Source organism: Nonomuraea fastidiosa (genome assembly GCF_042751225.1).
Classification (GTDB): domain Bacteria; phylum Actinomycetota; class Actinomycetes; order Streptosporangiales; family Streptosporangiaceae; genus Nonomuraea; species Nonomuraea fastidiosa.
In genome coordinates, this window is the sequence record NZ_CP170570.1 from 8,045,144 (window position 1) to 8,058,776 (window position 13,633).

At 72.0% G+C, this 13,633-nt stretch carries 12 protein-coding genes; 5 read left to right on the forward strand and 7 right to left on the reverse strand.

Translation table 11 applies throughout. The annotated features are described in order from the left end of the window. Nucleotides 1-4 precede the first annotated feature (4 nt). The 7 genes from ACFMQL_RS37210 to ACFMQL_RS37240 form a co-directional block, all read right to left on the reverse strand. On the reverse strand, nucleotides 5-1,180 hold the full coding sequence (locus tag ACFMQL_RS37210; RefSeq protein WP_378789506.1) for a nucleotide disphospho-sugar-binding domain-containing protein: 1,176 nt from the start codon (nucleotides 1,178-1,180) through the stop codon (nucleotides 5-7). A gap of 42 nt (nucleotides 1,181-1,222) precedes the next feature. Beyond that, nucleotides 1,223-2,260 carry an NAD-dependent epimerase/dehydratase family protein gene (locus ACFMQL_RS37215; RefSeq protein WP_378789508.1) on the reverse strand — a complete coding sequence of 346 codons (1,038 nt, stop codon included), beginning with the start codon at nucleotides 2,258-2,260 and terminating at the stop codon, nucleotides 1,223-1,225. 31 nt (nucleotides 2,261-2,291) lie between these two features. Continuing rightward, nucleotides 2,292-2,993 (reverse strand): N-acyl homoserine lactonase family protein, encoded by a 702-nt coding sequence (locus tag ACFMQL_RS37220; protein ID WP_364069419.1) that lies wholly within the window; start codon nucleotides 2,991-2,993, stop codon nucleotides 2,292-2,294. Between the two features lie 5 nt (nucleotides 2,994-2,998). Further along, on the reverse strand, nucleotides 2,999-3,742 hold the full coding sequence (locus tag ACFMQL_RS37225) for a class I SAM-dependent methyltransferase (protein WP_378789510.1): 744 nt from the start codon (nucleotides 3,740-3,742) through the stop codon (nucleotides 2,999-3,001). 11 nt (nucleotides 3,743-3,753) lie between these two features. Continuing rightward, complete coding sequence (locus ACFMQL_RS37230; RefSeq protein WP_364069415.1) at nucleotides 3,754-5,265, reverse strand: sialidase family protein; 1,512 nt, start codon at nucleotides 5,263-5,265, stop codon at nucleotides 3,754-3,756. A gap of 67 nt (nucleotides 5,266-5,332) precedes the next feature. Next, nucleotides 5,333-5,797 (reverse strand): hypothetical protein, encoded by a 465-nt coding sequence (locus ACFMQL_RS37235; protein WP_364069413.1) that lies wholly within the window; start codon nucleotides 5,795-5,797, stop codon nucleotides 5,333-5,335. After that, on the reverse strand, nucleotides 5,794-7,398 hold the full coding sequence (locus ACFMQL_RS37240; RefSeq protein WP_378789512.1) for an FAD-dependent monooxygenase: 1,605 nt from the start codon (nucleotides 7,396-7,398) through the stop codon (nucleotides 5,794-5,796). Before ACFMQL_RS37240 ends, ACFMQL_RS37235 begins: the two co-directional genes overlap by 4 nt. 86 nt (nucleotides 7,399-7,484) lie before the next feature. Here ACFMQL_RS37240 and ACFMQL_RS37245 point away from each other — a divergent pair, with 86 nt between their 5' ends. From ACFMQL_RS37245 to ACFMQL_RS37265, 5 genes are all read left to right on the forward strand, one after another. After that, the gene (locus tag ACFMQL_RS37245; protein WP_364069409.1) at nucleotides 7,485-9,059 is read left to right on the forward strand and encodes an FAD-dependent monooxygenase; all 1,575 of its coding nucleotides are present in this window, start codon (nucleotides 7,485-7,487) and stop codon (nucleotides 9,057-9,059) included. Beyond that, nucleotides 9,056-10,552: a peptide MFS transporter gene (locus ACFMQL_RS37250; protein WP_378789514.1), complete on the forward strand. Its 1,497-nt coding sequence runs from the start codon at nucleotides 9,056-9,058 to the stop codon at nucleotides 10,550-10,552. Before ACFMQL_RS37245 ends, ACFMQL_RS37250 begins: the two co-directional genes overlap by 4 nt. Beyond that, complete coding sequence (locus tag ACFMQL_RS37255; protein WP_378789516.1) at nucleotides 10,549-11,619, forward strand: glucose-1-phosphate thymidylyltransferase; 1,071 nt, start codon at nucleotides 10,549-10,551, stop codon at nucleotides 11,617-11,619. The genes ACFMQL_RS37250 and ACFMQL_RS37255 overlap by 4 nt, the downstream gene beginning before the upstream one ends. A gap of 147 nt (nucleotides 11,620-11,766) precedes the next feature. After that, complete coding sequence (locus ACFMQL_RS37260) at nucleotides 11,767-13,155, forward strand: acetyl-CoA carboxylase biotin carboxylase subunit (protein ID WP_364069403.1); 1,389 nt, start codon at nucleotides 11,767-11,769, stop codon at nucleotides 13,153-13,155. Further along, nucleotides 13,149-13,604 (forward strand): DUF1772 domain-containing protein, encoded by a 456-nt coding sequence (locus tag ACFMQL_RS37265; protein WP_364069401.1) that lies wholly within the window; start codon nucleotides 13,149-13,151, stop codon nucleotides 13,602-13,604. Before ACFMQL_RS37260 ends, ACFMQL_RS37265 begins: the two co-directional genes overlap by 7 nt. Nucleotides 13,605-13,633 lie beyond the last annotated feature (29 nt).

A 13,633-nucleotide genomic window follows, 5' to 3' on the forward strand; every position in this document is an offset into this window, starting at 1 on the left:
CCCATCATCCCTTCGCGAGAGTTTCGAGGATCGAGACGACCTGGCCGGGTGTGGGCTGTGACTCGAGGTCCCGGCGCAACGTGTCCGCGGTGGCGGCGAAGGACTCCTCTTCCAGCAGCCTCCTGGTCATGTCCCGGATCTCGCCCTTCAGTTCCCGAGGTCCCGCGCCGCGCGGGATCAGCATCAGCCCCGATCCGGCCTGCGCCACCTGGGAGGCCAGGATCACCTGGTCGGGCGATTGGCCGACGATGAGCTGGGGCACGCCGCACGCCGTCGCGGTCAGGGTGGTGCCGCTGCCGCCATGCTGCACGACGGCGTCGCAGCCGGGCAGGAGCATGTGCAGCGGGACCTGCTCGGCCACCCGTACCCCTTCGGGGAGCTCGCCGAGCAGTTCGCGCTGGTCGTGCGTGATCGCAGCGATCACCTCCACGCCCAGCTCGGCCACGGCGGCCACGGCGTGCGGCAGCAGGAAGACCTTCGCGCCGCCGAGATAGACCATCGAGGTGCCCCAGGTCACGAGCACGCGCCGGGTGCGCGGCGGCTCGGTCAGCCAGCGGGGCATCTCACCGGGGCCGTTGTAGGGGACGTATCGCATCGGCTGGCGGTCGTAGGACACGCTGACCTGCATGCCGAGCGGGCCGGGATCGACGGTCAGATCCCCCAGCGTCTTCAGGTCGGTCAGGCCGTACCGCGCGAGCATTCCGCCGATGACCTTGCCTTGAAGCGCGTCGGCGCTGTAGGTGATGTCCGGCCCCCACAGGTGCCTGATCTTCGGCACTCCGAGCACCGTCGCCGCGATGGGCGCGGCGACCATGGTCGGCTCGTAGACGATGAGGTCGGGCCGCCACGACGTGGCGAAGGCCACCAGGTCGTCGAGCATCACGTCGGAGATGCGGGCGAAGATGTCCAGCATCCTCATGGTCCGCTCGGCGACCTCCTCCTGCGAGATCGCGCTCCAGTCCACCTCGTACAGCGTCTCCGCCTCCGCGCGGAAGAGCGGCACGAACGCGAAGTCGGAGCCGAGGATCACGGCGGGCAGCCCGGCCTCGGCGATGGCCGGGCCCAGCGCCGGCCCGCTGGCGACCCGCACCTCGTGGCCGGCCGCGCGGAAGGCCCAGGCCAGGGGGACCATGGCGTGGAAGTGCGTGGGCCAGGGAACGGTTACGAACAACACGCGCATCGGGTTTGCCACCAATCGTGGGTTCTCCCGGCGATCGGTTCCTCACCCGCGCATGGGCTGGGCGGCGAACGCTTTCACGCCGGTCTCGAAATCGGTTCGCGGGCTCCAGCCGAGCTCACGCTTGATCCGCTCGGGCGTCGCCACGATGTGCCGGGCATCGCCGAGCCGGTACTCGCCCGTGATGACGGGGGCGGGAGTCCCCGCGGCGGCGCTCAGCGCGGCGGCCAGGTCGATGATGGGGCGCGGCTCGCCGGTGGCGACGTTGTAGACCCGCATGCCCCGCCTGTCGTGATGGAGCGCGGCCAGGTTGGCCGCCGCCACGTCCTCGACGTGCACGAAGTCGCGCCGCGGTCCGCCGTCCTCGAAGACGCGCGGCGCCTGTCCCTTCTCGATCGCCGACCTGAACGTCGAGGCCACGCCGGAGTACGCCGACTCCAGTGGCATCCCCGGGCCGTAGACGTTGTGGTAGCGCAGGGACACCGCGATCCCGCCCACCTCTCTGGCCCAGGCCGAGACGAGATGCTCTTGGGCCAGCTTGGTGGCGCCGTAGACGTTGCGCGGGTCGGGCGCCGTGTCCTCGTCGGAGGGGATGAGCTCGATGGTCCCGCCGCAGCGGGGACACGGGGGCTCGAAGCGGCCGGCGTCGAGGTCGGCGACGCTGCGCGGCCCCGGCGTGACCGTGCCGTCACGCGGGCAGCGGTAGCGGTTCTCCCCGTAGACGACCACGGAGCTGGCGTGGACGAGCCTGCGTACGCCCGCCCGCGCCATGGCGGCCAGCAGGACCGCGGTCGCCAGATCGTTGCACCCCGCGTACTCGGGCGCCTCGAGGATCTCCTTGCCCCGCCCGACCAGCGCGGCCTGATGGCAGACCACGTCCACATCGCGCAGGGCGGCCGCCGCCACCTCGGGGTCGCGCAGATCACCGTGGATGAACTCGTCGCAGGCGGGCCTCGGCGGAGGCACGCGGTGGACGTTGGGCAGCAGCCCGTCCACCACCCGTACGTCGTGCCCGTCGGCGTGCAGGGCCGCGAGGACGTGGGTGCCGATGAACCCGGCTCCGCCCGTCAGCAGAACGCGCATGGATGACCTTCCTCATGTCGGGGGAGGGCGGCTAGCCCAGGTAGCGGGGCCAGATCTCCAGGGCGCGCCACTGGCGGGCGTCATGGCCGAAGATCACCTGGGCCCGCTCGGCCTCGGCCAGCTTCATCAGCTTGGCCGTGGAGTCGCGGGTCGCCCGCTCGTCCAGATCGAAGGGGTAGATGGGCCTGGTGGCCGCGGCGCCGGCGGCCTGTTCGGGGATCGCGTCGGCGGCCAGCAGCACCGGCCCGGAGCCGGGCAGCCGTACCAGCACCGACTGGTGCCCTGTGACGTGGCCGCTCGACTCCACGACCGTGACGCCGGGCACGACCTCCGTGTCGCCGTCGAGCAGCCGGTAGCGCAGGCCCGGACTGTCCCAGCTCGGCCGGCACAGCCGCAGCCTGGGCACGTCCCCCGCGCGGGCCGCTTCGTCGTGGTCGCGCTGCACCAGGAACTCGGCGCAGTCGAACACGTCGTGATTGCCCGCGTGGTCGGGGTCGAAGTGCGTGCAGATGACGTAGTCGATGTCGTGGGGCCGCAGTCCCAGCAGGCGCAGGACGCTCACCACGTCCTGGCCGGGCTCGGCCCTGGTCGGCCGGCCGTCCTCGCCGGCCCACTGGCGGGGCGGGCCGGTGTCGACCAGGATGTCCGCACCGTCGTCCGTCCTGATCAGGTAGACGGGGACCGGCGCGCCCGTGGCGGCGACCTCGGCGACCGGCAGAAGGTAGAGGCGCACGCCCGTCATCCGGCGACGCGGCAGGCGAAGCTGACGAAGTAGCGGTCCTCATGGAGGTGCAGCACCTCGTCGAAGACGCTGTCCAGCAGCGGCGGGATCTCGCGGGCCTGCAGGAGCCTCGTGCGGTAGGAGGCGCTGCGCACCCGGCCGCCGGACACCTTGATCGCCAGCGCGCCGCCCAGGAACAGCGCGGAGCGTCCGAGGTGCAGCAGCGCGCCATAGCGCTGCCGCTGGAACTCGTGGAAGTTGTCCAGCGTCCACAGGTTGCCGATGAAGGTGCCGCCGGGGCGGACGAACGACTTCATCCGGGTCATGACCTGTCCGGGGTCGCCCAGGTGGTGGATGGCGTCGACGCACATCACCGTCTCCGCCGTGCCCAGGTCGTGCTCGCCCCAGAAGTCGCCGTGCACCAGGCGCAGCCCGGGGTGCTTGACCCGGGCGGCGGTCCTTTGCAGGCCCTGCTCGGAGATGTCGAGCGCGACGATCTCCTCCGCGGCGGTCAGTCCGGCGGCCATGCCGGTGAACTCACCGGTGCCGCAGGCGAACTCGATCACGCGGCTGGTGTGCGCGGCGTATTTCTCGATGACCGCCGCCAGGTCGGCCTTCTGCGCGCGGTAGTGGTCGCCGAGTACCGGATCCCGCTCGGCCAGGTCGCGATCCCAGAAGCGGGCCGCCCAGTACTTTCTGCCGTCTGGCGGCTGGTCGCCGAGGAGCCGGTGGCCTGACCGGGTCAGCATCTTCGCGAGCATGACACCTCATCTCATCGGGTGGTGATGTCGGCAGGGGAAGTCTCGGCAGCGGCGCTCGTGACCCGTTCGAGACTCGATGACACGAAGTAGACGTCGGTGGCGTCGCCGGCGTCGGCGCTCGTCATGACGGGCGCGAGGGTGAAGCCCGAGCGCGTGTGGGCGAGCGGGATGTACGAGCCGACGTACGGTCCGCCGAACCAGTGGGGCGCGCGGTTGATGTCGAACGGACCGGCGAGATGGCGTTCCCGCCAGGCGGCCCCCGGAGCGGAGCACCGCTTGCCCTTGCAGGTGGCCAGCCAGATGTCCGTCGTGGCCTCAGGGTCGGCGGCGTTGCCGCGGAAGTCGTGGTAGCTGACGCCCACGGTGCCGTCGCCGGCCACCTCCACTTGCGGGAGGAACGCCTGCCCGGCGCCGAAGGCGGGCGAGTCGGGCGTGAGGTTGATCTTCCTGGGGGCGCTCCAGGTGCGGCCGCCGTCGGCGGAGTACGACAGGGCGATGGCGCTGAGGCTGGTCGACAGGGTGGCGTCGGCCCATACCGCGTACAGGCCGCCGCTGCGCTGGTCCACGGCGATGTCCGCCACGGTGCCCGGGGCGATCAGGGGAACCCAGGGGGTGTCGGGGAGCAGCGGCTGGGCGGCGGTGTAGCCGGCGATGGTCACCGGGTCCGACCAGGTCGCCCCGCGATCGTCGGAGCGTATGGCCCGGACCTGTTCGGGGATGTCGGGCGGCCAGGGGGCGCCGCCGATCGGGTGGTCGTTCTCCACGAACACCACGGCGAGCCCGCCGTCGGGAAGCACCGCGAGCTGGCTGCCGATGGTGCCCGCTCCCTGAGTCGCCGGCCGGTAGATGGATCTGGCCGGCGACCAGGTCCTGCCGCCGTCGCCGCTCTGGGCGAACATCAGGTCGTGGACGTCCTGCTCCCGGTCGCGCCGGTTCCACACCATGTACAGCCGGCGCGGGGCGCGCGGATCGCTGGTGATGGTCTGCTTGTCGGCGAAGAAGCGCGGCATCGGGTCGCCGGCGAGCTCGATGGGGGCGCTCCAGGTGAGCCCCCCGTCGGCTGATCTGCCGGCGGCGATGATGGTGCGGTCGCCGCCGAAGACGGTCACGCTGGCGTGCAGGGTGCCGTCGGCGGCGAAGTGGATCCAGGGATTGGTGACCCTGCCCTCGCCGCCGGAACACGCGGAGACCCCGGGCAGGACCCTCGTCGACCAGGTGGCGCCGCCGTTCTTGGTGGAGGCGACGACGATGCCCCGTGAGCTGCCCGTGGCCCACAGGTCCTGCCGCCAGGCGACCGCCATGACGCGCGGGTTCTTCGGATGGACCGCGATGGTCGGTTCCGACTCGGTGCCGGGGGTGTAGGTCTCTCCTGGCGTGTCGTCGGCGGTGCAATCCGCGAAGGGGTCGGCTCCGGACAGACGTGCGGGCTGGTCTGCGGAGGCGGCCTGGGCGGGAACGTGGGGGACGGCCAGCGCCAGGCTCAGCGTCAGGAGGCCGGCGATGGCGGTTCGGTTGTTACGCACACCAGCAGCCTGGGTGCGGTTACTTGAAGTGTGCTCGAAGGCCGCTCCTCACGGCCGCCCTCACCCGCTAGGACCGGCGGGCCACCGCCATGCCGAACAGGGCCGCGCAGACGAGCACGGCGGCACCGCGCCCGAGCCCGTCGAACGCGGTGCTCAGCACGCTCTCCTCGAGATTCCACAGCGCGAGCGTCCGCCGGACGATGAACACCGTCACCGCGGTGCCGAGCGCCGGCCACAGCGCGAAGGCCCAGGGGTGCCGCCGCGCCCACGCCTGCTCGTCGGCCGTTCCCGGCACGCTGCCCGCCATGCCGGGCTTGGCGGCCAGGGCGGTCATGGCGCCGATGAGGAAGAAGGCCACCAGGCCGAGTGAGGCGGGGCTGGCGATGGTGATGGCCTTGATGTCACCGCCGGACGCCGCCAGCGCGAACCAGGCGCCTCCTACCAGGAGGCCGGTCACCGTCGCGGCCTTCCACGGCCAGATCTTGAACGCGACCGCGGCGCCCGGCCACGGTCCGCGTGCACGCGGGCTCATAAGGGCTCCCCTGCCGGGGCCGGTACGGCTGAGCGAGAACTGATCACGGCTTGAGTGTATGCGCGAAGGCCGTTCAGGTCCTCGAGTGAGCCGCGATAGCCGATGAATCCGTCGGGGCGTACGAGGTAGACGGAGGGCTCGGCGGCCCCCAGCGTCCGGTGAGCCGTGCCGTCGGGGTCGAGCAGGTCGTCAGGGCCGGGCGCGGCGCCGTCGTGGCCGTGGACCACGCGCACGCGTACGCCGCGCTCCCCCGCAGCGATCGAGCGGGCGGCGGCGACGCCGGCCGCGAGCGTCCGGGACGGCCGCGGGCCCGTCACGATCAGCAACGTCCAGGCTTGACCCGTGGACATGCTGCGGAGCAGGGTCGTGGGGGTCCCCGCAGCCGTGGTGACGGGGCATTCGGCCAGGTGCTCGCCGGCCGTGACGCCCTCGCCGCCGATCGCGTCGCGATGCAGCGCTCCCGCCGCGTACCTGATCGGTTGTTCGGTTTTGACGTCGTGGCGGCTCCGGCGTATCCGCTCACGGTGCGTGGCTCCGGGATCGGCCGCCGTGCCGTAGGCGAGGATGCGCGCGGCGGACTCGGCCGCCTTCTCGGCCACGGCGCGCCGCTCGGCGGAGTAGGTGTCGAGCAGCCAGGGCCCCGACTCCCCGCGCAGCACGCTCGCGAGCTTCCAGGCCAGGTTGGCGGCGTCCTGGATGCCGATGTTCAGGCCGTGGACCGGCATGGGCACCGCCGAGGCGGCCTCGCCCAGGAGGAAGCAGCGCCCGGAGCCGAACCGCTCGGCGATGCAGTGGCGGGGAATGAACCACCAGCCCGCGCCGAGGCCTTCGACGCCGTCGTGCAGGCCCGCCAGGTCCCGTACCCGGTCGCTCAGATCCCGCCAGGTCGGCGGAGGCGCCGTGACAGGGGACGCACCGGCGATCGAGACGAACAACCGGTGCCGCCCGCCGGGCAGCGGTACGAGACCGACGCTGGCGCCGGCGCCGAGGAAGATGTGCTCGGTGGCGTCGTCGAAGCCCGGCCTCGCGGGCAGCCGTACGTCCACGTGGGCCACGGCGGCGGGTGGCAGCGGCGTGGCACGCCGGCGGGCCTGCGAGCCTGGCCCCTGCGCGCCTCCCGTGGCGAACACGGCGTAAGCGGCCGGGATCTCCTCCTGACGGTCTTCGCGGCGTACCGTGAGTCGCACTTCCCGGTCGCCGGGTGACGCGCCGGTCACCTCGGCGCCGCGCTCAACGGTCACGCCCCGCGCCGCCAAGGCCTCGGTCAGCGCCTGCTCAAGGATCCGCTGCGGCACCGACAGCGGCAGCGGCCACAGGCTGTACGGGTCGGCCAGGCCGTGGGAGAAGGACTCCCGCCCCAGGTGGAACGTCTTGCGTTCCAGGATCACGCCCTTGGCCACGAGATCGGTCACGGGCAGGCCGGCGGCCTCCAGCGACTCGAGGGTCCGCGGCCACAGCACGTGGCATCCGGTGCCGATGTTCCTCTCCGGCTCCCGGTCCACCACGCGGCAGTCCGCCCCCTGCCTGGTCAGGGCCAGCGCCATGGTCAGGCCCACGGGACCGGCTCCGACGACGATCGTCGGCGGCTTGTCGTTCGTCATGCCGGGCGACGCTAGGCGAAGCCCGTCCAGAAACGGTGGAGCGGCCCTTGAGCGGTCCTCAAGCTCGCCGGGACAGCATCGGCCGCATGGTCGCCGAGAACTCAACACCCGTCCTCATCGTGGGCGGCGGGATGGCGGGCCTGTCGCTGGCCGCCTTCCTGTCGTGGCACGGTGTGCGTACGACGCTGGTCGAGCGCCAGACGACGCTCAGCCCGCATCCGCGAGCCCGCGGACTGAACCCGCGCACCATGGAGCTGCTGCGCGGGCTGGGCCTGGAGGAGCGGATACGGTCGTCCGAGTCCGGCCGCGTGCTGGCTCGCAACAAGGGCGTCATCGCGGTCGAGAGCCTGGCCGGGCGGGAGCTCGGCGCGCTGCGCCAGTACTTCATGGACCACGTCACCGACCTGGGCGAGCTCAGCCCCACCGGATGGTGCATGTGCCACCAGCACGAGCTGGAGCCGATGCTGCATGAGCGCGCGACCGCCCTGGGCGCCGACATCCGCCTGGGCACGGAGCTGGTAGGCCTGGAGACGGGTCCCGCCGGGGTCACGGCCACCGTGCGCGAGGCCGCCTCGGGGCGGGAGTACCGGATCGAGGCTCGTTATCTGGCCGCCGCCGACGGCCCTGGCAGCGGGATCCGTTCCATGCTCGGCATCGGTGTCCACGGCGAGGGGACGCTCGGGAGCTTCGTGAACATCGCCTTCGAGGCCGATCTGAGCGAGCAGCTCGGCGCGCGGCGGTTCATCCTCTGCTACGTGACGGGCGGGCCCGCCCGGTGCGCGCTCCTTCCCGTCAACAACCGGGACAAGTGGATGCTGCACGTCGCCACCGGCCAGGAGGACGAGAGCGCCTTCACGCCGGAGCGTTGCATCGAGCTGGTGCGCACCGCGGCCGGTGTGCCCGGCCTCGACGTGCGCATCACCTCCGTGCTCCCGTGGCGGCCGGCCGCGCAGGTCGCCGACAGGTTCGGCGCCGGACCCGTCTTCCTGGTGGGCGACGCGGCGCACGTCATGCCTCCCACGGGGGCCTTCGGCGCCAACACCGGCGTGCAGGACGCGCACAACCTGGCGTGGAAGCTCGCCGCGGTGCTCCGCGGCGAGGCCGGCGCGGGGCTGCTGGACACCTACGACCTGGAGCGGCGTCCTGTGGCGGAGCTGACGGTCGAGCAGGCCGTCCTGCGGCACCGCGATCGCCCCCGCCTGATGGACGAGCGGCCGTCGGAGCCCGATCCGGCGATCCGCGGCGACGAAGAGCTGATCTTCGGCTACCGGTATCCCGCCGGCTCCGGCCTGGCGGGGGCCCGCGCCCCGCACGTTCCCCTCGTCCTCGACGGCGTCACGCGCTCCACGCTCGACCTGTACGGCCGTCACCCCGTCCTGGTCACCGGCCCGGCCGGTGAGCCATGGCGGGCCGCCGCGGCCGAGGCCGCCGACCGGCTCGGCGTGCGTCTCGACGTCCATGTCATCACTGCGGCCACCGCGCCCGTGGACGCCTGGTGCGAGCGCCATGGCGTCGGCCCGTCCGGCGCCGTGCTGGTCAGGCCCGACGGCTTCGTCGCCTGGTGCGCCGGTAGCCTGCCGGCGATGCCTGAGCGCGAGCTCGGCGACGCTCTGGCACGGCTGTTCGTCCGCGTCCCGGCCGCCGTGCAAGGAGCCCGATGATGACGCTGCGCACGCTCCTCGGCCGTCGCGGCTGGTTCACCACGCTCTTCATGACCGACATGTGGGAGCGCTTCAGCTTCTACGGGATGCAGGCGATCCTCGTGCTGTACGCCGTCGCCCCGCCGGAGCGGGGCGGCCTCGGGCTGCCCATGGCGACGGCTGCGGCGCTGTTCGGCGTCTACTTCGGCGGCATGTTCGTGCTCGCCCTGCCGGGCGGCTGGGTGGGCGACAGGCTGCTCGGCGAGCGGCGCGCCATCTTGTGGGGCGGCGTGGTCATCACGGCCGGGCACCTGGTCATGGCCCTGCCCACGACGGCGCTCACCGCTGCGGGGCTGGTGCTGATCGCGGCGGGCACGGGGCTGCTCAAGCCGAATCTGACCTCGCTGCTGAGCCGCTTCTACCGCAAGGACCAGGCCGTCCAGCGCGAGGCGGCCATCTCCGTCTTCTACATGAGCATCCAGGTCAGCGCCCTCGCCGCGCCGCTGGTCACGGGCTTCCTCGGCGAGACGATCGATTGGCATCTCGGCTTCGGCGCGGCCGCCGTGGGGATGGCCTTCGGCGTCGTTCGGTTCGCCAGGGGCCGCCGGTACTTCGGCGAGATCGGCGCCGAGCCCGTGCGGCCGGCCACCTTCGACGAGCGGCGGCGGGCGTTCAGGGCGGCCGCTCTCGTCCTGATCCCGGTGGCGGTGCTGCTGACCGCGGATGTGGCGGCGGGCGCGTTCACGCCCGAGCACGTGATCATCCCGCTCGGGTTGGTGATCGTGCTCGCGGCCCCGGTGGCCTTCGCGCGGCTGTATCGCAGTCCGGACTTCGACCGGGGCGACCGGCGGCGGCTGGGCGCCATCCTCTGGCTCTTCCTGCCGGCGGCGCTGTTCTGGATGCTGGTCGGCCAGTCGGGCTCGCTGCTGAACATCTTCGCCGAGCGCCACACCGACCGTTCGCTCTTCGGCTTCGTCTTCCCCGCGAGCTGGCTGCAGTCGGCGACCCCGCTGTTCGTGCTCGTGGTCGCCCCCGTGTTCGCGCTGGTGTGGCTGCGCATGGGCACCCGCTTCGGTGTCCGCGGCAAGTTCGTGCTCGGCATGTTCTGCACCGGAGCCAGCTTCGTGCTGATGGCGGCAGCCGCCGCTGCCGCCGGTCAGGGCGCGGTCTCGCCGCTGTGGCTGCTGTCGGTCTTCTTCCTGCACGCCTGCGGGGAGCTCGCCATCGGACCGGTGGGGATCAGCACGGCATCCGACGCCGCACCGCCCGCCTACCGGGGCCAGCTGATCGGTCTGTGGTGGTTGTTCAGCGCCATGGGCATGGGGCTGGGCAGCCAGGCGGCGCGGCTGTCCGAGGTCTTGCCCGCACCCGTCTACTACGCCGGGTCGGGTCTGATCGCGCTGGCCGTCGCGGGCGTGCTCGCCGCCTTCGGCGGCCGGATCACCCGCACGTTCGGTTACGCCGCCGCCGAGCCGGCGGTGCCTCACGCACTCGTGGAAGGTAGCAGGCCATGAAGGCTCTCATCCTCGCCGGAGGTTCCGGCACCAGGCTGCGGCCGTTCAGCCACACCATGGCCAAGCAGCTCGTCCCCGTGGCCAACCGGCCGGTGCTCCGGCACGTGCTGGACGCGGTCAGGCAGGCGGGGATCACCAAGGTCGGCATCATCGTCGGGACCCGCGGCGACGAGATCAGGAACGCCATCGGCGACGGCTCCGCCCAAGGGCTCGACATCACCTTCATCCCCCAGGCCGTCCCGCTCGGCCTGGCGCACTGCGTCATGATCGCCAAGGACTTCCTCGGCGATGAGAGCTTCCTGATGTACCTCGGTGACAACATCATCCGTGAGCCGCTGTCCGGCTTCGTGGACGCCTTCCGCGACAGCGGGGCCGACGCGCAGATCCTGCTGTCGCAGGTGCCCGACCCGCGGCAGTACGGTGTCGCCGAGGTGGACGCCCATGGCCGGATCACCGCGCTGGTGGAGAAGCCGAGCGAGCCGCGCAGCGATCTGGCGGTGGTCGGCCTCTACCTGTTCGGGCCCGCGATCCACACCGCCGTCAGGTCCATCGCGCCCAGCGCGCGCGGCGAGCTGGAGATCACCGATGCCGTCCAGTGGCTGCTCGACTCCGGCCACACCGTCCTGTCCCACCGGTTGCGCGGCTACTGGAAGGACACCGGCAGGGTGGAGGACGTCCTGGAGTGCAACCGGGTGTTCCTGGAAGACCTCGAGCCGGCCGTGCTGGGCAAGGTGGACGACCAGTCGGAGACCGTCGGCCGCGTGCTGGTCGAGGAGGGCGCGGTGGTGCATGCCTCCCGGCTGGTCGGCCCGCTGATCGTGGGAGCGGGCAGCACGGTGACGAGAAGCCTCGTGGGCCCGTACACCTCCATCGGCTCCGACTGCCGCGTCGAGGACGCCTCGATCGGCTACTCGATCCTTATGGAGCGCGTGACGGTGGACGGCGTCAGGAACCTGCACGGCTCGCTGATCGGCCGCGACAGCGTGATCACGCCGCCGTCGCCCGCCTGCGGGACCAATCAGGTGGTCATAGGCGATCACAGCCGGCTGCAGATCTGCCAGCACTGAAGGAGGCACCGGCTTCATGGCGACCAGTCGTACCCGCCCGTTTCCCGGCCTCCTCGCCCTGCTCGGCCGTCTCGTGACGGGGTTGCGCGGCGCGGGGGCCGTCTGGTGGGCCGTTCCGCCGGTACCAGACCGGGAGGAGCGATCACGGTGAGCGGCGAGGACACCTTCAAGACGATTCTGATCGCCAACCGCGGCGAGATCGGGCTCAGGATCGCCCGTACGTGCCGCGAAATGGGGATCCGCACCATCGCCGTGCACTCCTCCGCCGACCGTGACGGCCCGCTGACCCGGTTCGCGGACGAGGCGGTGCACATCGGCCCGTCGCCGGCCAAGGCCAGCTATCTCAACATCCCGGCCCTCATCGAGGCGGCGCTGCAGGCCGGCGCCGAGGCCATTCACCCCGGCTACGGTTTCCTGTCGGAGGATCCGGACTTCGCCGAGATCTGCGCGGCCCACGGCATCGTCTTCATCGGGCCGCCGCCTGACGTGATGGCCCGGCTAGGCGACAAGGCGGCGGCCCGGCGGATCATGGCGGAGGCGGGGCTGCCGGTCCTTCCCGGCGGTGAGGGCACCGCCGACACCGCGACGGAGGCCAAGGCCCTGGCCGACCGGATCGGATATCCCGTGATCATCAAGGCGGCGGCCGGCGGCGGCGGTCGCGGAATGCGGGTGGTCAGGCGTCCCCAGGCGCTGCTTCGCGCCTACAGCGAGGCCAGGGCGCACGCCCACGTCGCTTTCGGCGATTCGCGGGTCTACGTCGAGAAGTTCGTCGAGCGTGCCCGGCACGTCGAGGTTCAGGTGGTGCGCGATCGGTCCGGCGACGCCGTGCACTTGGGTACCAGGGACTGCACGGTGCAGCGGAAGAACCAGAAGCTGATCGAGGAGACGCCTGCGCCGCGCCTGCCGGAGGAGTCCCGCGAGCGCATGGCGGAGCTGGCTGTGCGGGGCGCGCACGCGGTCGGGTACGAGGGTGCGGGCACGTTCGAGTTCATCGTGGAGGACGACGGCGCCTTCCACTTCATGGAGATCAACTGCCGGCTGCAGGTCGAGCACCCCGTGACGGAGATGGTGACGGGCGTCGACCTCGTGCGCGAGCAGATCAGGGTGGCGGCGGGGCTGCCGCTGTCGTTGCGGCAGGACGAGGTCGCGATCCGGGGGACGTCCATCGAGTGCCGGATCAACGCCGAGGATCCCTATGACGGCTTCCGCCCGGCGCCGGGACGGATCGAGGAGTTCGTCATGCCGGGAGGACCGTTCACCCGGATCGACTCCTACGGCGCTCCGGGGATGACGGTGGCCGCCGACTACGACTCGCTGCTCGCCAAGGTCATCGTGTGGGCGCCGGACCGCGGGCAGGCCATCGAGCGTATGAAGCGCGCGCTCACCGAGGTCCGCGCCGTGGGGCCGGCGATGCGCACGACGGCGCCTTTTCTGCTGGAGGTATTGGCCGACCCGGGCTTCGCGGCGGCCGCGCACACCACGTCGCTGGTCGGCCGGATGCTCGAGTCCTATCCGGGTGAGGAGGCCCCTTGCTGATCGAACCCTTGACCGTGGTGGCGCTGCTCGGCAGCGGCACCACCACCGGCGTGCTGTTCGGCGTCGCCGTCAGCGTGGTCCCCGCGCTGCGGGACATGACGCCCGACCGGTATGTGGAGGCGCACCAGCTGCTGGGACGCAACTGGGATCCGTTGATGCCGATCATCGTACTCGGCACGACGGGCGTGGACGTGCTGCTGTCGTTCCTCGCCGACGGCGCGGTGGCGAGGTTGTCGTTCGGGTGCGCGGCGGCGCTGCTGTTCGCCTCCTCGATGGTGTCCCATCTGCTGAACGTGCCGATCAACCGGAAGGTCAAGGCTCTGGACCCGGCCGCGGGGCTGCCGCCGGGGTGGCAGGATCCGAGGCCCGCGTGGAGCAGGTGGCACCGCCTGCGGACGGCGCTGGCCGCGGCGGCTTTCGCGGTCACCGCGCTGGCCGCCGTCGTGTGAGGCACCCGTACAGGCCATCGGGGTGCGGG

Excerpts from the sequence above, each read along its gene's own strand:
- ACFMQL_RS37225 (WP_378789510.1), bottom strand. The coding sequence starts at position 3,742 with ATGCTCGCGAAGATGCTGACCCGGTCAGGCCACCGGCTCCTCGGCGAC.
- ACFMQL_RS37210 (WP_378789506.1), bottom strand. The coding sequence starts at position 1,180 with ATGCGCGTGTTGTTCGTAACCGTTCCCTGGCCCACGCACTTCCACGCC.
- ACFMQL_RS37215 (WP_378789508.1), bottom strand. The coding sequence starts at position 2,260 with ATGCGCGTTCTGCTGACGGGCGGAGCCGGGTTCATCGGCACCCACGTC.
- ACFMQL_RS37235 (WP_364069413.1), bottom strand. The coding sequence starts at position 5,797 with ATGAGCCCGCGTGCACGCGGACCGTGGCCGGGCGCCGCGGTCGCGTTC.
- ACFMQL_RS37245 (WP_364069409.1), top strand. The coding sequence starts at position 7,485 with ATGGTCGCCGAGAACTCAACACCCGTCCTCATCGTGGGCGGCGGGATG.
- ACFMQL_RS37240 (WP_378789512.1), bottom strand. The coding sequence starts at position 7,398 with ATGACGAACGACAAGCCGCCGACGATCGTCGTCGGAGCCGGTCCCGTG.
- ACFMQL_RS37250 (WP_378789514.1), top strand. The coding sequence starts at position 9,056 with ATGATGACGCTGCGCACGCTCCTCGGCCGTCGCGGCTGGTTCACCACG.
- ACFMQL_RS37255 (WP_378789516.1), top strand. The coding sequence starts at position 10,549 with ATGAAGGCTCTCATCCTCGCCGGAGGTTCCGGCACCAGGCTGCGGCCG.